This window comes from Pseudomonas bubulae (assembly GCF_037023725.1).
Lineage (GTDB): Bacteria > Pseudomonadota > Gammaproteobacteria > Pseudomonadales > Pseudomonadaceae > Aquipseudomonas > Aquipseudomonas bubulae.
Map to the genome: position 1 here is coordinate 4,890,957 of NZ_CP146077.1, position 16,341 is coordinate 4,907,297.

13 protein-coding genes and 2 tRNA genes are annotated in these 16,341 nt (G+C 56.5%); 8 read left to right on the forward strand and 7 right to left on the reverse strand.

What is annotated here, in order from left to right:
- Nucleotides 1-36: 36 nt before the first annotated feature.
- Nucleotides 37-1,254: an MFS transporter gene (locus tag V6L81_RS22600; protein ID WP_095003198.1), complete on the reverse strand. Its 1,218-nt coding sequence runs from the start codon at nt 1,252-1,254 to the stop codon at nt 37-39.
- A 172-nt stretch (nt 1,255-1,426) separates the two neighbouring features.
- Between V6L81_RS22600 and V6L81_RS22605 the strand changes: the two genes are divergently transcribed.
- A tRNA-Met gene (locus V6L81_RS22605) sits at nt 1,427-1,503 on the forward strand.
- A 349-nt stretch (nt 1,504-1,852) separates the two neighbouring features.
- Entirely contained in the window at nt 1,853-3,217 is a 1,365-nt protein-coding gene (locus V6L81_RS22610) for a glycosyltransferase family 39 protein (RefSeq protein ID WP_338660343.1), read from the forward strand.
- 75 nt (nt 3,218-3,292) lie between these two features.
- Here the strand turns inward: V6L81_RS22610 and V6L81_RS22615 are convergent, their stop codons facing one another.
- From V6L81_RS22615 to V6L81_RS22630, 4 genes are all read right to left on the reverse strand, one after another.
- Nucleotides 3,293-3,775 (reverse strand): cupin, encoded by a 483-nt coding sequence (locus tag V6L81_RS22615; RefSeq protein WP_338660344.1) that lies wholly within the window; start codon nt 3,773-3,775, stop codon nt 3,293-3,295.
- Nucleotides 3,776-3,792: 17 nt separating this feature from the next.
- A tRNA-Phe gene (locus V6L81_RS22620) sits at nt 3,793-3,868 on the reverse strand.
- Nucleotides 3,869-3,967: 99 nt separating this feature from the next.
- Nucleotides 3,968-5,368: an FAD-linked oxidase C-terminal domain-containing protein gene (locus V6L81_RS22625; protein WP_338660345.1), complete on the reverse strand. Its 1,401-nt coding sequence runs from the start codon at nt 5,366-5,368 to the stop codon at nt 3,968-3,970.
- A 102-nt stretch (nt 5,369-5,470) separates the two neighbouring features.
- Nucleotides 5,471-8,725: a response regulator gene (locus V6L81_RS22630; protein WP_338660346.1), complete on the reverse strand. Its 3,255-nt coding sequence runs from the start codon at nt 8,723-8,725 to the stop codon at nt 5,471-5,473.
- Between the two features lie 281 nt (nt 8,726-9,006).
- On the opposite strand from V6L81_RS22630, the gene V6L81_RS22635 reads away from it, so the two are divergent.
- The 6 genes from V6L81_RS22635 (at nt 9,007) to V6L81_RS22660 (ending at nt 14,975) form a co-directional block, all read left to right on the forward strand.
- Nucleotides 9,007-9,588 carry a fimbrial protein gene (locus tag V6L81_RS22635; RefSeq protein WP_095019672.1) on the forward strand — a complete coding sequence of 194 codons (582 nt, stop codon included), beginning with the start codon at nt 9,007-9,009 and terminating at the stop codon, nt 9,586-9,588.
- Between the two features lie 75 nt (nt 9,589-9,663).
- A complete protein-coding gene (locus tag V6L81_RS22640) occupies nt 9,664-10,362 on the forward strand; it encodes a molecular chaperone (RefSeq protein ID WP_095019673.1) in 699 nt (232 codons plus the stop codon).
- Nucleotides 10,363-10,397: 35 nt separating this feature from the next.
- Complete coding sequence (locus V6L81_RS22645) at nt 10,398-13,019, forward strand: fimbria/pilus outer membrane usher protein (RefSeq protein ID WP_095031443.1); 2,622 nt, start codon at nt 10,398-10,400, stop codon at nt 13,017-13,019.
- On the forward strand, nt 13,012-13,938 hold the full coding sequence (locus tag V6L81_RS22650; protein WP_095021237.1) for a fimbrial protein: 927 nt from the start codon (nt 13,012-13,014) through the stop codon (nt 13,936-13,938). Before V6L81_RS22645 ends, V6L81_RS22650 begins: the two co-directional genes overlap by 8 nt.
- A 19-nt stretch (nt 13,939-13,957) precedes the next feature.
- Nucleotides 13,958-14,449 (forward strand): fimbrial protein, encoded by a 492-nt coding sequence (locus tag V6L81_RS22655; RefSeq protein WP_095019676.1) that lies wholly within the window; start codon nt 13,958-13,960, stop codon nt 14,447-14,449.
- 7 nt (nt 14,450-14,456) lie between these two features.
- On the forward strand, nt 14,457-14,975 hold the full coding sequence (locus V6L81_RS22660) for a fimbrial protein (RefSeq protein ID WP_232527630.1): 519 nt from the start codon (nt 14,457-14,459) through the stop codon (nt 14,973-14,975).
- Between the two features lie 9 nt (nt 14,976-14,984).
- Here V6L81_RS22660 and V6L81_RS22665 read toward each other — a convergent pair whose 3' ends face one another.
- Complete coding sequence (locus V6L81_RS22665) at nt 14,985-15,629, reverse strand: response regulator (protein WP_095023120.1); 645 nt, start codon at nt 15,627-15,629, stop codon at nt 14,985-14,987.
- Between the two features lie 36 nt (nt 15,630-15,665).
- A complete protein-coding gene (locus V6L81_RS22670) occupies nt 15,666-16,313 on the reverse strand; it encodes a response regulator (RefSeq protein ID WP_095003207.1) in 648 nt (215 codons plus the stop codon).
- Nucleotides 16,314-16,341 lie beyond the last annotated feature (28 nt).

A 16,341-nucleotide genomic window follows, 5' to 3' on the forward strand; every position in this document is an offset into this window, starting at 1 on the left:
CCGGAGCAAGGCCAGGGAATGGCCCCCACTACCGACTCAGACTTTTTTCGTTCGCGGCAGCAAAATCGCCAGCACGCCGAACAACGGCAGGTAAGAGCACAGGGTGTACACATACTCGATGCCATGAATGTCCGCCAAATGCCCGAGCAAGGCCGCACCAATCCCGCCAAAACCAAACATCAGGCCGAAGAAGATACCGGCAATCATCCCCACATTGCCCGGCACCAGCTCCTGGGCATACACCACAATGGCCGAGAATGCCGAGGCCAGGATAAAGCCGATGATCACGCTGAGCACACTGGTCCAGAACAGGTCGGCATAGGGCAGCAGCAAGGTAAACGGCGCCACCCCGAGAATTGAAAACCAGATCACCGCCTTGCGGCCAATACGGTCACCGATGGGGCCGCCAAAGAACGTGCCCGCCGCAACTGCGCCCAGGAACAGGAACAGGTACAACTGCGAGGTGGACACTGACACGTCGAACTTTTCGATCAGGAAGAACGTGTAGTAGCTGGTCAGACTCGCCATGTAGAAGTACTTGGAGAACACCAGCAAGCCGAGCACCGCCAGGGCACCGAGTACCCGCTGCTTCGACAACCCATGAGTCGCCTGCTGCCCGGCCTTGAGCTTGAACAGATTCAAATGGTTGCGGTACCAGCGACTGATGACATACAGCAGCCCAACGGCGAACAGGGCAAACAGGCCGAACCAGGCCACGTTACCCTGACCAAAGGGAATGATGATGGCCGCAGCCAACAACGGGCCAAAGGCCGAGCCGGCATTGCCACCTACCTGGAAGGTCGATTGCGCAAGCCCGTAGCGCCCGCCCGAAGCAAGCCTCGCTACACGGGAAGCTTCGGGGTGAAACGTAGAAGAGCCAATACCCACCAGGGCGGCGGCCAGCAAAATCAGCGGAAAACTGCCGACCTGAGACAACATCAAAATCCCGATCAGGGTGCAAACCATCCCGGCAGGCAACAAAAGCGGATTGGGATGACGGTCGGTGTAGTAACCCACCCACGGCTGCAATAGCGAAGCGGTCATCTGAAACGTCAGGGTTATCAGTCCGATCTGAGTAAAGGTCAGGTCATATTTGGCCTTGAGCATCGGGTAGATCGACGGCAGTACGGCCTGGATCAGGTCATTGATCAGATGCGCCAGGGCCACGGCGCCGATAATGCGCATGACCAATGGGCTTGACTGAGGGGCTGGAGGGGACGCGATTGTAGTTGTTTGAGCGTTGCTAAGAGCCATTTGGGTTTCCGTACGACAGGTGAATGCGCGCTTGCAGATCCGTCAATGTGCCATTCTTTTACAAGATCTTTCCATGCAAACGCCGTAAAACCTTAAGCAATTGATAGAACGAAGATTTTTTTTAGATATTTGCTTGACACACCCCCCGTACGAGGGAATAATGCGCGCCATCGGCTACATAGCTCAGTTGGTTAGAGCATAGCATTCATAATGCTGGGGTCCGGGGTTCAAGTCCCTGTGTAGCCACCAAACGCTTGTTTACAGAAGTCTCCATGAGTCTGCAGACAGTACAAGAAGCCCGCCTAGTGCGGGCTTTCTTGTGTCTGGGGGTTTCTTAATGTCTCCTCCCAAATCTCCCCGTCGCATCCTGCGAGCCCTCGGCCAATAACCTGGCAACTGCGTCCAGAAATCGCCTACCCCCTTACGTCATGACCGATCCGGATCAGTCTGCTTCACACCTGTTCGCAGCCCATGATCTGAAATGGACAGGTAGCCCCACTATTCCCTGACACTTTTAATATAATAAATATTTACTTTTTAAATCTGGGTTACCTAAAAAAAACAATGCTAGCCTGCGCGTTTTTGGAGAGCCGCTTATATGAAGGCACTTAAATACGTCACTTTTAAATACCCCTGCTCCGTTATTTTTATAATGTCTTTTTTCCTATTTGCTGCCCTGCAATACAGGCCCGCAGTGCTCAATTACACAACACGCTTCGTCGACTTCGCCCACTATATGTTCCAGGACGGATTGACGCTTTTTCCAATCTCTGATGACCTGCAGCCCTATCCCGACTACACAGTGACCCATACGCTCCTCGTTTATCTGATTTCACTGCCATTTGGCCAAGTATCCCTTCTCTCCCTGGCGACGCCCTTTTGTATTGCTGCCGCCTTGACACTGGTATTCATATACAAGCTGGGTGAACGGCAGGAAAAGAAATGGGGCGCATATGGTGTTGTGTTCGCGCTATTCACCTGGTCATTTCTGGACGGCGTAAACTCCTTATCAATGGATATATACCCTGCACTTTTTACCGTGATATGTTTTTATCTGGCCTGTGCAGGAGACGAGCATAAACAAACATCCCGATTGCTGCTTATACTCGCAGCCCTGGCGCTGGGCTTTGCATTCCGTGGTCCTGTTGGCCTGATCGTCCCAGCCAGTGTAGTCGCCTCTTATTACCTGCTGAGCCGGCAATGGCGCAGGCTCGTTGTGTTCTGCCTGCTCGCCGGCCTGGTCCTGGGCGCTGCCCTTTTGCTGCTGATAGCGGCTGCCTACGCACAAGGTGGACATGCTTTCTTGCAGGAGGTATTGGTCAAGCAAGGGCTGGGGCGATTTGACAGTAACCAGGCACCTCGTTATTACTTCTACTTCTCTGCCGGCTTGCTGACCTACGGTGTAACCGTTTTTATTGCCTTGAACGTCATCATCAGAAAGGGCAAAGATTTTTTTGCACCGTCGCCTCTACCGTCGACAAGCATGCTCTTGTATCTCTCGGCCTGGCTTCTTGTCGTGGTCGTACTGCTGACAATTCCAAGTGCCAAGAAAGCGCGTTACATACTTTCAATCACACCCGCGATTTCCTTGTTAGCGGCCTATATCTTTGTAGATCGAAGCCAACGATTCGCCAATACCAGAGACAAACTGCTGAAGTTCTGCTTGAGACTGCCCGTTATTGGCCTCGGAATGCTTCTGTTTGCATTTATTTATAATCACTTTGCGGCGCCCCCTGTTCAACCGAACTACCTTGGTGCAATGACGGGCTTGATTATTCTTGCCGCGGCTCGCCCCTGGATGGAGTCACGCCTTTATTCACATCCACATCGCGAGTTTTTAACATTCTCTTTTGGGGCGACGGCCTTTCTTATACTGGACATGTTTTTCTTTAACGCCATTACCTACCATCTGGAATTGGCCAATGAACCGACCCCCAAGTTCCTGCCTTATTGGTTTTGGTGACGCGAGCGCTCACAACGTCACCCATTACGGATTCCGCTAGAATGAGCGGCTATCAAGCAGCCGCCTGATGCGGGCTTATTCTTGCCTGACGATATCGACTGAAATCTCCACCGCCTCAATCACTCCCCGGTTTTCAAGCCAGTGCGTGGTGTGCCTGTCTTCAGGCCAGCCCACACCCGGGCCATACTCCGTGGCGATACCATTTCTATGGTCAGTGATAACGCCGTGAAGGATATAGACGGTGCCAGGCCTCTCTGTATGGTTGTGAACCGGCCCGAAAACGCCCCCCGGCTCAATCGTCACCTTACGCATGCGAAGCTGGCGCCCTGCCATTCCCTCGATCTCGGGGCCAAGGTCGATGGTGGCCAGCAACGTGACCGTAACGCCTTTGGTCTCGGGTACTGCCTGTTCATTGCTCATCGCACCCACCTCTTCAAAAGACAAAGCCTTATTGAAAGTAAACATCCTGAAAGGCGTAACGAGTGACGAGGCGACAAAGGGATAGGCAGAACAGATTTGCTCCACCCGAAAACAAAAAACCCCCGAAGCCATAGGCATCAGGGGTTTTGCTGTTGTGGTGCCCAGAGACGGAATCGAACCGCCGACACGGGGATTTTCAATCCCCTGCTCTACCGACTGAGCTATCTGGGCAAGGCGGCAATTAAACGTGTTTTACCGTCGGGGCGTCAAGCACGAAATAAAAAAAAGACCAATGATTACCTGCGCTTACATCACCGCCCAGGCCTGATATCACCCCTGGGGCAGGATTTTCCCCGGGTTCATCAGCCCAAGAGGGTCGAGAGCCTGCTTGACCAGGTGCATGACACCCAGTGCGGCGCCATGCTCCAGGGGCATGAACTTTATCTTTCCCGAACCAATGCCATGCTCTCCGGTGCAAGTGCCCTCAAGGGCAATGGCGCGCTCGACAACCCGCTCATTGAGCGCTTCGGCTTCAACCAGTTCTGCGGCATTGCCCGGGTCGACCACCATCCCCAGGTGAAAGTTGCCATCCCCGACATGCCCGACCATGCCTACGAAAAATGAAACCCTGGCCACATCTTCAGCCGTTTCGGCAATGCACCGGGTCAGCGCCGAAATCGGTACGCAGACATCCGTGCTCCAGATCCGACCATTCGGCCGCATGGACTGCATTGCATAGTGGACACTGTGCCGGGCACGCCACAGGGCATTGCGCGCATCAGCATCGCCAGCCGCCTGGAAACCCGATGCACCATTGCTTTCAACAATCTCCCGGGTCAGTTCCACCTGCTCCGCCACACTGGCCGGGGAACCGGCGAACTCGAAAAACAGCGTCGGCGTTTCAACCAGGCCCATGTGCGAGAAACGGTTGACCGCCTGCACCGTGCGCGCATCGAGCAATTCGACCCGTGACACTGGAATGCCATATTGAATGATCGACACCACCGAACTGACCGCCGCCGCTATCGTCGGGAAGGTACACACCGCCGCGCAGGTGGTTTCCGGAATACCGTAAAGGCGCAGTGTGACTTCGGTGATGATCCCCAGCGTGCCTTCCGAGCCGACAAACAAGCGCGTGAGGTCGTAGCCAGCGGATGATTTTCGCGCCCGTCCACCGGTCTTGATCACCTGACCGTCAGCCAGCACCACGGTCAGGTTCAACACGTTTTCGCGCATGGTCCCGTAACGCACCGCATTGGTCCCTGAAGCGCGGGTCGCTGCCATGCCTCCCAGGGTGCTTTCACCGCCCGGGTCGACCGGAAAGAACAGCCCGGTGGTACGCAGTTCGGCATTCAGCTGCATGCGGGTTACCCCGGCCTCCACAGTGACATCCAGATCATCCGGGCGCACGGCGATGATTCGCTGCATGCGGCTCAGGTCGATACAGACCCCGCCCCGGGTAGCGCCTACATGGCCTTCCAGTGAAGTGCCACCACCAAAGGCAATGATCGGCACTCGCTGCGCTGCGCAGAGTTTGACGATGGCCGCCACCTCGGCCGTGGACTCGGCGTAACACACCGCGTCCGGCGGCAAGGTCGGGTGGTATGACTCACCTCGGCCGTGTTGCTCGCACTCGGCTCGGCCAGTGCTCAGGCGCTCACCGAGCAGCTCGCGCAGGGCATCGAGCAGGGTGGGCATGGGAGAAGCGTGAAATGCAGGGTTAGAGGCCATGGAAACGTCCATATTATTGTTGGGAGGGACGATTCCAAGGTACAACAAACGGCCACTGTGATCACCGGCAGATCCGCACGCCCGCTGAACGTGGCCGTAACGTTACTGGCTGCCGGGATATAACGCCCCGTCAACCAGCCTCGCGACCACCCTGCGCAAACGTTCGAGCAATACCTCATTGGCCGCGACCGAGACCGGGTTCAAGGGCTCACGCAACAAGGCAATTTCGCACTGATTGCAGGCCTCAGCCAAATTGACAGCGCCCACCGTGGCAAAAGAACCGTGCATCCGGTGCACATAACTGATCAGTTTCGAGGTATTGCCCTGCTGCAACGCCAGCTGAGCCTGCGCCAGATCCTCCTGCATGGTGGCGATAAACAGCCGATGCATGGCTGGCGAAAGGCTGATCCAGTCTTGCAGATCATCCGTCTGCAGGGGTGCATCGGGGGCATCATGGACGCCAACAGGCAGCTCGGCAGGCGCTGCGCACAAGGCGGACAAGGTCTGGCGCAATGTGGTCAGGCTCAGGGGCTTGACCAGCCATACATTCATTCCCGCTTCCAGGCAGCGCTCCCCTTCTTCACGCAGGGCATTGGCGGTCACACCAATAATCGGCACCCGCGGGTCAAGCTCACGCAAGCGGCGCGTCAGCTGATAGCCATCGAGTCTGGGCATATTGACGTCGGTGATCAGCAGATCAAACGACGCTTCCTTCCAGCGCGACAGGGCCTGCTGCCCGTCGTCTGCCAACGTAACCCGGGCCCCCAGGGCCTCCAGCTGCTCCCTGAGGATCTCCTGGTTGACGGGATTGTCCTCGGCGACCAGGACATTCAACTCCAGCTTTGCGGAATAGGGCACCACACTGGCGGACGCCTGGGGGACAGCCCCATGGGCGATCTGCATCAGCGTTCTGCCAATGGCGCGAATATCATAGGCATTGACCTCCCAGCCACGGGCAGTCCTTTGCGGCTGGCTGCCCCCCGACTCGGTCGCCAGCAGCCGCTCACCTTGCCAGGGCACTGTCAGCGGTTGGTCAGGGTCCAGATCCAGCAGGATTGCAGGGTAGTCGGGAGGAAGCGCTGCCGGCATAACCTGGGCGCGAGCGCCCCAATGGTTTAACCAGTCTGCCAGGATCTGCCCTATATCATTGCGCGCAGCGCGCACGTAAACACGGACCCCCTCAAGGTCGATATCGGCACAACTACCCAGTGAGCCGGCGATAACCGGTAAGCTCATATGCAACGAAAAGCTGCTGCCAAGCCCCGGTTCACTGACCACCCGCAAATTCGCGCCCATCATCTCGCTCAAGCTCGCACAAATGGACAGGCCCAGCCCCGCACCGCCTGCACGTTCGCTGCCACCCACCTGGGAAAAGGGCTTGAACAGGCGCGTCAGTTGCCCTTCGCTGATCCCCACGCCGGTATCGGAAACCTGCCACTGCAACGCGGCCTGCCCTTGTTCGATGCCTATCACCTTGAGCCTGAAGACAACCCAGCCGGTGTCGGTGAACTTGATTGCGTTACTCAGCAAATTATTGATGATTTGCCGAATACGTACCGCATCGCCACTCAACAATGGCGGCAACTGCGCGTCGGCACAGGCAAAAATCTTCAAGCCCTTATTGCTCGCCGCGGCTGAATAACTGCGCACACAGTCTTCAAACAAGTCCAGCGGACAGAAGGACTTGGCCTCGACAGCCATTTGCCCGGACTCGATCTTGGAGACGTCCAGCACATCACTGATCAACTGAAACAACACCGTAGACGACCGCTGAATGGTCTGCAGGTATTCACGCTGGCGCTCATTCAGAGACGTAAGGCCCAGCAGTTCAAGATTGCCCAGTACCCCGTATAGAGGCGTACGAATTTCATGGCTCATGGTTGCCAGAAACAGAGTTTTGGCTTTGCTCGCTTCGTCAGCCGAACGCCGCTCCTGCTCCATCAGGTTGGCGTCATCCACATGCCGGGTGACGTCGTTGAAACCACAGAGCACCACGTTCTTGCCCTTGTAACGGGTAAAGACAAAACAGGCCTGCAGATAGCGCCCCGCGACTTCCAACTGGACCTCTCCCAGTTCGTGCTCACCATAATCGCGCTTCAGCAGGGCAATCAGTTCAGGGGTACCCTGCCACTCATGCGCCCTCTGGTTTTCCAGCAGGATCTCTCCCGTGCTGCGCTCGACCACGCACAACCCCACGGGTGCGCTGTCGAGCATGGCCCGATTGAATTCTTCGCTCTCGGCCAGGGACTGGCTGGCACGCTGGGCAGGTTCGATGATTTGCTTGCGGTACCAGCGGTTGAAGCGCCAGCCGATCAGCCCAAACAACACCAGCAGGCCCGCCGCGCCGGCCAAAGGCCATTTGGCATAGCCAAAGAAGTTCTGATAACTGATCGCGTACAACCCGACCCAGGGCGTGGCCCCGCCCGAACTCAGCTTGAAGCGCAGACCATCGCGGGTAATGCTCAAGCCCAGGGGCAGATCCTCGACATCCCCGGCGTCCCCCAGCAATACATCGCCGGCAGGCGAGATCAAGGTCAAACGGCTGTTGGTGGGGTGCATCAGCAAGCGCTCCAGATCACCGATATCGCTGACGTCCAGTAACGCGTTCAGGATCACCAGGTCATTGGCTTCAGCCCCCGGTGGCATGAAGTTGCGCGACAGATTCAGCCCGACGGCGCCGACAATGTACTTGCGCTTTTGAATCAGGTCCTGCGGAGCTTTTATCCAGATCAGTTCATCACTGCCAAGGGCATGGCGATGCACCATAAGTTCATCGTACAAACGTTTGGTCACATCGAAAAAGTTGCTTTTGAGCAATAGGGGGGACTGCCGCGTGCCCTCAATACCGGGCACCGCAATAGTGAATTGATCGCTGGGGGAAAAAACAAATACCTGCGGCGCCACATAGTGGGAATCGGACCAGTAAGCCGTGAAAAGATCGGTCAACTGCACACCGAGCGAGTAGACGCCCTGCATTTCGGTATGGGTGAACTTGTCTCGCTGGCTCACCGTAAAGGGCAATGACTTGGCCGTGTCACGGTTCTGGAACAAGCGCTCATCGCCCTGACGGATCAGTACCTCGTGCGAGTGCGGTTGGCTATCTATCAGCAGGTTTTCATTAGCCTGACTGTAGCTTTGAACGGCAATACGCAAAAAGGTCTCATGCTCATGAATGCTTTCCATCAGCCGCGCGAAATGAAAATCCGTCTTCTCGCCCTCCTCCTTCAGCACTCGATTAACCGCCCAATAGCTCATGCTCACCAGCAGCAGGGCAAACCCGGTGAGCAGGAGCAATAGTTTGTTCAGTCTGAGTGAGCTCAGTGCCAGCGCACCGAGACGTACCTTAGCTTGCTTCATGATTTAGCGCCGTCGATGACCTGGGAGGAAATAGGCAAGCCTGTTGCTAGCCAAAGGGTTACACATTGCACTATCCGCCAGCCCCCACTGCGCTCGCCACGAGCCTTGCGCCGCCACTTCTGCGCCCTCGAAATGGCCTGAGCAAGCCGAACAGGAATTGTCTGATGGGGATTCTCCTCTGGCAATTGCATCCTTTGCATCACCTGCCGCGGCGAGCCGTTGGCAGGGGGGGCATTAAATAATGGAAATCACACATCATTGGTTTGTAGAGGGCTTCTCTCATGTTTCATAAATTTGGCAAATACACCGCGCTTTGTGGCTCTTCGCTGCTGATCGTAATGGCTGCTGCTACCGCTCAAGCGGCTGATGGTCAGGTTGAATTCACCGGCACTATCAACGACAACGCATGCACCATCAACAGCGAAAGCGTTAAAAAAGCGGTTGATATGGGCCAGGTCCGTATTGCCGACTTCCCTAACACTGTAGGGGCTGTCGCCACTGCTGGCGCCACACCATTTTCGATCTCGCTGGAAAACTGCAGCGGCTCGACCCTGAAAAACGCCTCCATCAAATTCAGCGGCCAACAAGCTGGCACTGATGCAACCGTGCTGGGCATGACCGGTGACAACCAGGTACCCGGCGTTGGTATCCAGATCAACGACGCGCGCACCGGTAACAAGTTGCCACTTAACACGGCCAGCAACGATTACGTTCTGCGTCCGCAGTCCAACACCTTCGACTTCACCGCATCCTATGTTCGCCTGGTTGCCGACACCGCAGCTTCGGGTGAGACCCCGGGTGTGCGTGGCATCGGCACCGGTAAAGTCAATGCATTGGCCAGTTTCGACGTTACCTACAAGTAATTTATGCATTTAACGAAGAGCTCGCGGTTGATCGCGATTGATCGCGAGCTCTGGCGTTAACCAGAGGACATCTTAATGCGTTTAAAAGTTGCAGCCTTTTTGGCACTGGCAGCAAGCTTCTGGCTGCCCCAGGTTCATGCAGGCGTCAACGTGGGTTCTACGCGCGTTGTGTATCAAAGCAAGGAGAAAGAAGCCAACCTTGCACTTTCAAACTCGGGTGATGACGGTGTGCCGTATCTCGTGCAGTCGTGGGTCAGCCCGTTCGATGACCGCGACGCCAGCGCCGATGAGTTTATTGTCACACCGCCGTTGTTTCGCCTGGATGCCAAGGGCCAGAACCTTCTGCGCATCATTGCCACCAACGCTCAGAACCTGCCCGATGACAAAGAAAGTCTGTTTTTGCTCAATGTCAAAGCCATCCCGGCCAAGAGCGAGGAACAGCGTAACCAGAACGTGCTGCAAATAGCACTCAAGACCACGATCAAACTGTTTTATCGCCCTGCCAACCTCAAGGGCACATTGCCCGAAGCTGTTGAAAAACTTCAGTGGCGGACCGAAGGCGGGAAATTGGCGGTGCATAACCCGTCAGGCTACAACGTAGTGGTCAGTGAGTTGCTGGTCAACAACAGCGCCAGCAAAGGCATGCCCGAGGTTATCAAGCCCGGCAGCACCGTCACCACTCCGATAGCGCTGAAAAACAGCGACAGCCTAGAACTTAGCTACATCAACGAGTACGGCAGCACAGTCAAGGCCGCACCCGTTACCCCACATTGATCACTGAATAATCCGCTGAATGGAAGGACCCCCTCATGCTGCGATTGCGCATGTGCGCCTTCGCGCGCCGAGTAAAGTGCTGGAGCACGATGACCGTTGCGGCTACAGGTCTTGCAACAACCGCAGTGCATGCAGACTACAGTTTTGACTCTTCTTTTCTGGAAATTGGCGGCGGCAACGCTTCGAGCGAAGTGGCCGAGCAAGTAAAAGCCATGAGCCAGGGTCAACTTCCGGGGATCTACCGGGTAGACCTGTCAGTGGATGACCGGCTTGTGGAGCAGCGCGACCTGCACTTTGTGCGAGAAACCGCGAGCCAGATATCGACTCCCAACGGCCTGTTCCCCTGCTTCAGCCTTCAGGCCCTGATGGATTTGGGAATTGACCCCACACGCCTGAAAAATGCGGACATCAGCGCCGACAATTGCGTGTACTTCAACCGTGACCTTACCGGCGTCACCTACGATTACGACTTCAACAAGCAGCATTTGAGCCTGCAGGTTCCCCAGGCGTATATCGGCAGCGTGCCGTTTGAAACCCGGCGCAAGACCTGGAGCGATGGCGAGCAGGTGGCCTTCGCCAACTACAGTTTTTCCGGGAGCGACTACGAGAACCAGTTCGGCAGCCGCCAATCCCAGTTCGGCAGTGTTCATAGCGGGTTCAACAGCGGCGCCTGGCGCTTTCGCAATTTCTCGACCTGGCAAAAAGGCACTAACGTCGACGGCAGCTGGAAATCGGTGGACACCTATGTCCAGCGCGACCTGGGCAACCTTATGGCCATTGCCACGGTGGGTGAAAGCGCCACCGACAGCGATCTGTTCGACACCATCTCTTACCGCGGCGTGGGGATCGCTTCTGATCTGGACATGCTGCCCGATGATGCGCGTAATTTTGCCCCCGTAGTGCGTGGGGTTGCCAACGGCCGCTCGCTGGTGACATTGCGCCAGCGCGGTTATGTCATCAGTGAACAGTGGGTGCCGTCAGGCCCGTTCGCCCTCAAGAACCTGTACTCGACCGCGGGCAACGGCGATATCGAAGTCACCATCGAAGGCCCCAATGGCGAGCGCCAGGTCTACATCCAGTCATTTGCCTCTGTGCCTTACATGTTGCGTGAAGGCCAGCAAAGCTACGCCGTGACCGCAGGCCAGTATCGCCCGGCAGAAGGCGCGCAGAATTCGCCCAAGCCCAGTTTTGTCCAAGGCACCTATCGCCGCGGCCTGACCGAGGGCACCACGCTGTTCGGTGGCAGCATCGTCAGCGAACAATACAAATCGGCGCTGCTTGGCTTTGCCCACGACTTTGCCGGCTTTGGTGCGATTTCCCTGGACGTGACCCATGCCATCAGCGAAGACATGGGCGCAGACGCCAAAACGCTGTCGGGCCAGTCATATCGCTTCCGGTACTCCAAATCCATCGATCTGACCGATACCAGCTTCAGCCTGATTGGCTATCGCTACTCCACCAGCGGCTATTACAGCTTCAACGAGGCAATCAACGCACGCTCCAACAACTCGCTAGAGCCCTATGTCGATGAAACCCTGAATAACAGTGCGGCGTTTTCCCCCTATTTGACCGGCCATATGAAAAGCAGCTTTACCGCCAACGTATCGCAACAATTCGGTACCTGGGGCGGCATGTACGCCAACCTGACCAAAACCGATTACTGGAACCGGGCCAAGAGCAATACCTCCATTCAGTTGGGCTACAGCTTCAGTGTTGCCAGCGCCTCCTACAACCTGGGGCTGTCACAGAACAGCGGCATGGGCGACGACATCCGTAGCGTGTCGCTGAGCGTCAGCCTGCCGCTGGGCAGCCCGGGCAGCAGCAGCCGCATCGGCCTGAGCACCAACCAGGACTCCGCCGGCAATGCCAGCCGCAATGCCACCTTCAGCGGCTCGCAACTGCAGGACGATGCCCTGTCGTACAACCTGGGCATCAATCAGCAGATCAGTGACGATGACCGCGTGCTCGGCGGCTCGGTGGCGGCCCGCTACAACGCGGCCAATGCCATTTGGCACGGCTCCTATAACAAGGATCAGAACACCCGTCAGATGGACTATGGCGTGGAAGGCGGCGTGGTTGCCATCCGCAATACCGTGATGTTCACCCAGCCATTGGGCGAGACCAACATCATTGTCGCCACCCCCGGCGCCGCCGATGTGGGCGTGCTGACCAAGAGCGGGATCAAGACCAACGGCAGTGGCTACACGATTATTCCCTCGGCGCAGCCGTACCGCAAAAACAAGGTATCGCTCAACACTGACTCACTGTCGGACAACACCGACATTGCCAACCTGGTACAGGAAGTCACCCCCAATCGTGGTGCCTTTGTCCTGGCCAACTTCGAAACCCATAACGGCCGCCGCCTGCTGGTCAGCGTCAGCTCAAGCACTGGCAAGCCCGCCCCTTTCGCCGCCGAAGCGCAGCTGTATGACCCCAAGGGCACTCTGCTGAGCAGCGCGATGGTAGCCGACAAGGGCCGGGTATTTATGACTGGCGTGCCGGACAAGGCGCGGCTGCTGATCAACGTCAACGGCCAGCCTTGGTGCGCCAAGGACCTGGACCTGAACACCTACAACCTGTCAGAGACTGGCATCGGGCAACTGACCATCCGTTGCGATGCCAAATCGCCAGACACTCAAGGTACTCCCGATGCATGAATCAAACGTCAAATCATCTCGTCCGGGGCTGGTCAAAGTCTGCTTGTTGCTGCTCTGCCTGTTGCTGGGACTTGTCAGTCAGCAAGCGTTTGCACTGATTGAAAACAACCTCGCATGCACCCCTACGGGCACCACCGGCATCATTCAGCTGGGCGACCTTGCGCCATCCACCAGCTATACCGCCAACATGACAGCCAACTGCCGGGTTACCCGTTGGTTTCCCTTTGGCGCGTCATTGCAGCACAGCCAGTTCTACAACCAGGGCAGAGGCAGCAAGGTCCAGGTGTTTCATACCAACTCTGGACTGATGGTTCCCGAGCTGCCCATCGGGACTGCGACCACTACATGCATGCCGTGGAGCTGTGTGCAGCTGTACGTGGGCAACACCTTTTCCTACAACGTTCTGCTTTATGGAACGGCGCCCGTCACGCCTGGCAACTACATGGTCAGTGTCACGCTCACAGACACCTCTATCCAAGGTTATGAGGCTTACGGCGACTACTTGCAGACCGTCATTCTCAGCTTCCGGGTCATCCAGCCCGCCTGTTCGATGGGCTCGGCAAAAACCCTCAACCTGCCCTTTGGCACACTCAGCAGCAATGACTTCGCCAGTTCGCAGCAAATTGCCAATATCACCATGAATTGCACTCGCGGTACGCAAGCGACCGCCACGCTGGTACCCACCCAGGCGGCCATCAGCGGCAGCCCGGGTGTTTCAGCCACAACTCTGGCCGGTCTGTCGATGGCTGCCACCTGGGCTGACACCAACACGGCAGTGAGCTTCAACAGCCCACGCACGCTGGCGCTGACCAATGGCAGCAACAACATCAGCCTTGGTTTTCGCCCGCGCCTGAATACCAGTGTTTCGCCTACCGGAAATTTTTACAGTCAGTACACCCTCAACATCACCTATCTCTGATCAAGTAAGGAGCTCAACCATGAAATTATCCCTGACATTGGCTGCGACACTGTTCGCAGGCCTGCTCAGCTCGACCGCCAACGCCGTAACAGACACTGTGACCATCAACCTGAGCGGCACCCTGACGCGTCCGCCCTGCAACCTGACCAGCAGCAAGACGCTGACCGCCAACTTCGGCAGCCTGCGTTATGACCAGGTGGCCGATGCCGCGCTGATCGACATCCCCCTCACCATGACCTGCCCGGCCAACTCGGTACTGGCGGTGAGCATTCTGGCAGCCCGCACGATTCAAGGCTCAACCACACAGGCCTCAACGGGCAAAACCAATCTGGCTTATTCATTGCTCTGGAACAGCGACAGCACGGCGGCCAACATTACCGGGACCAAACGCAACCTGACCAACCAGAGCGGCACGGTCGACCTGAGTATGAAAGCAAAGTTGATTGCCCTTGGTGCGTTGACCGAGGGTGCATTCAGCACTTCGGCTGTTATCAGTATCGAGTACCTGTGAGATGTCCATGCTCGCCAGAGTGAGCCTGTGGGTGGCGATGCTGTCCACCGCAGCGCTGTTGCTCAGCCCGGCCATCTGTGCAGAGGATGCCGCCCTGATAGAGGTGGGCGGCACTCTGATAAAACCACCCTGCACAGCCAACTTCCCGGCCTCGCAAAGCGTGGATATCCCCAAGACAAACCTCAACTCGCTGAACTCGGACATCACCGGCTGGACCGATGTCAGCCTGGACTTTCAATGCATCAAAGGCAGCCAGGTACACCTGCGTTTCAGCGCCGGCAATGGTGCTTTTGACAGCAGCACACTGCGCACCACGCTCGACAGACTGGGGCTGAAAACCCGCCTGAGCGACATGACCAGTACGTTGAAAGTGATTGACCTGAAGCTGGGCGAGCAATTGATCTTCCCGGTTGAAGAAACGCGGCTCAAGCTCCAGCTCTCAGTGCGGCCGGTCAAGACCGGGGAGGAACTGCCCGCAATCGGCAGTTACAGCTCAACGCTATTGATGGAAATGATCTATCTGTAAACCGCTGCGTCAGGCAAACAGATTGGCCTTGACGCACAAGATCAGCAGCGCTTGATCATTGTCGACATTGAGTTTGCGCATCGCCGAAATCTTCAGGGTACTGATGGTTTTAATGCTGCGGTTCAGGCTATGCGCGACATCGCTCACACTCACCCCCGTAGAGAACAGACGCAGGACCTCGAACTCCTTGACCGTCAGTTGGCTGAGCCTTTGCGAAAGGTCATCGGCGTCCTCACTCAAGGCCCCTTGCGGCTGGTCCTGCTGGTAGTGCCCTTGGCGATAGAACGCGTCCAGCGCCACCAGGATCTGCTCAAGCCCAGCGCTCTTTGAAATGACACCGCTGATACCCAGCTCATACAGCCAGGTCAGTACTTGTGCATTGGTTATAACGGTCAGGATCAATACCTTGGGTTCGGGAAAATGCCGGCGCAGGTACTCCACCAGGCGAGTGCCGTCACCATATTGATCGTCACCCGGCATGTTGTAGTCGGTAATAATCACATCAGGCTTGAGTAACGAAATTTTGTCGATCAACTCCGAGGAACTCATTGCTTCGCCCACAACCTTGAAACGCGGGTCACGCTCAATGATTTCACGCACGCCCATCAACACAATCGGATGGTCGTCGGCCAATAAGACTTTCATTTGCGGCATGGCAAACATGACTCCTGCACTGGAAGAGCACTACAGCTATTCGAAGGGGTCCGCTTTGATGCAATAGGTCAGCAAGGCATGATCGTTAAGCACTTCCAGCTTCTGCATCGCAGCCACCTTTTGGGTGCTCACGGTTTTAACGCTGCGGTTCAATTGGCGGGCGATATCACCCACGCTATTGCCCGCAACAAACAGCCTCAGCACCTCAACTTCACGGGGTGAAAGTGTGGAGAAACGTTCATCAATGACTTTGGGGTTAGTCACCACAGAGATGGCTGGAGCAGCCGGGGCCGTATAGTCCCGATCGTTGGCCAACGCACTTAGGGCCTTGCCTATTTCTTCGCGGATATGGCTTTTAGCAATCACGCCTGCCACACCCAGCTCCAGCAAGCGCGAGATAATCAGATGATTGCTCATGACTGTCAGCACCAGGATCTTGACCCCGGGAAAATGCTCAATGATGTACTCGATCAGTTGCAGACCGTCGCCATAGGTTTCATCCCCTGGCATGTTGAAATCAGTAATCAGCAGTTCGGGTTGATGCAACTGCAACTGCTCGACCAACTGCGACGAGCTCAGCGCCTCGCCTACCAGGGAGAAATACTCATCACGTTGAATCATTTCCCGAAGCCCCAGTACCACCACTGGATGATCGTCGGCAATCACTACCTTTAATTCGCGCATTGCCTGGCTCCACATTGATGACATGGCA

What these genes read in the sequence shown, in the direction of transcription:
- V6L81_RS22600 (WP_095003198.1), bottom strand. Translation starts at nt 1,254, where the DNA reads ATGGCTCTTAGCAACGCTCAAACAACTACAATCGCGTCCCCTCCAGCC.
- V6L81_RS22610 (WP_338660343.1), top strand. Translation starts at nt 1,853, where the DNA reads ATGAAGGCACTTAAATACGTCACTTTTAAATACCCCTGCTCCGTTATT.
- V6L81_RS22615 (WP_338660344.1), bottom strand. Translation starts at nt 3,775, where the DNA reads ATGCCTATGGCTTCGGGGGTTTTTTGTTTTCGGGTGGAGCAAATCTGT.
- V6L81_RS22625 (WP_338660345.1), bottom strand. Translation starts at nt 5,368, where the DNA reads ATGGCCTCTAACCCTGCATTTCACGCTTCTCCCATGCCCACCCTGCTC.
- V6L81_RS22630 (WP_338660346.1), bottom strand. Translation starts at nt 8,725, where the DNA reads ATGAAGCAAGCTAAGGTACGTCTCGGTGCGCTGGCACTGAGCTCACTC.
- V6L81_RS22635 (WP_095019672.1), top strand. Translation starts at nt 9,007, where the DNA reads ATGTTTCATAAATTTGGCAAATACACCGCGCTTTGTGGCTCTTCGCTG.
- V6L81_RS22640 (WP_095019673.1), top strand. Translation starts at nt 9,664, where the DNA reads ATGCGTTTAAAAGTTGCAGCCTTTTTGGCACTGGCAGCAAGCTTCTGG.
- V6L81_RS22645 (WP_095031443.1), top strand. Translation starts at nt 10,398, where the DNA reads ATGCTGCGATTGCGCATGTGCGCCTTCGCGCGCCGAGTAAAGTGCTGG.
- V6L81_RS22650 (WP_095021237.1), top strand. Translation starts at nt 13,012, where the DNA reads ATGCATGAATCAAACGTCAAATCATCTCGTCCGGGGCTGGTCAAAGTC.
- V6L81_RS22655 (WP_095019676.1), top strand. Translation starts at nt 13,958, where the DNA reads ATGAAATTATCCCTGACATTGGCTGCGACACTGTTCGCAGGCCTGCTC.
- V6L81_RS22660 (WP_232527630.1), top strand. Translation starts at nt 14,457, where the DNA reads ATGCTCGCCAGAGTGAGCCTGTGGGTGGCGATGCTGTCCACCGCAGCG.
- V6L81_RS22665 (WP_095023120.1), bottom strand. Translation starts at nt 15,629, where the DNA reads ATGCCGCAAATGAAAGTCTTATTGGCCGACGACCATCCGATTGTGTTG.
- V6L81_RS22670 (WP_095003207.1), bottom strand. Translation starts at nt 16,313, where the DNA reads ATGCGCGAATTAAAGGTAGTGATTGCCGACGATCATCCAGTGGTGGTA.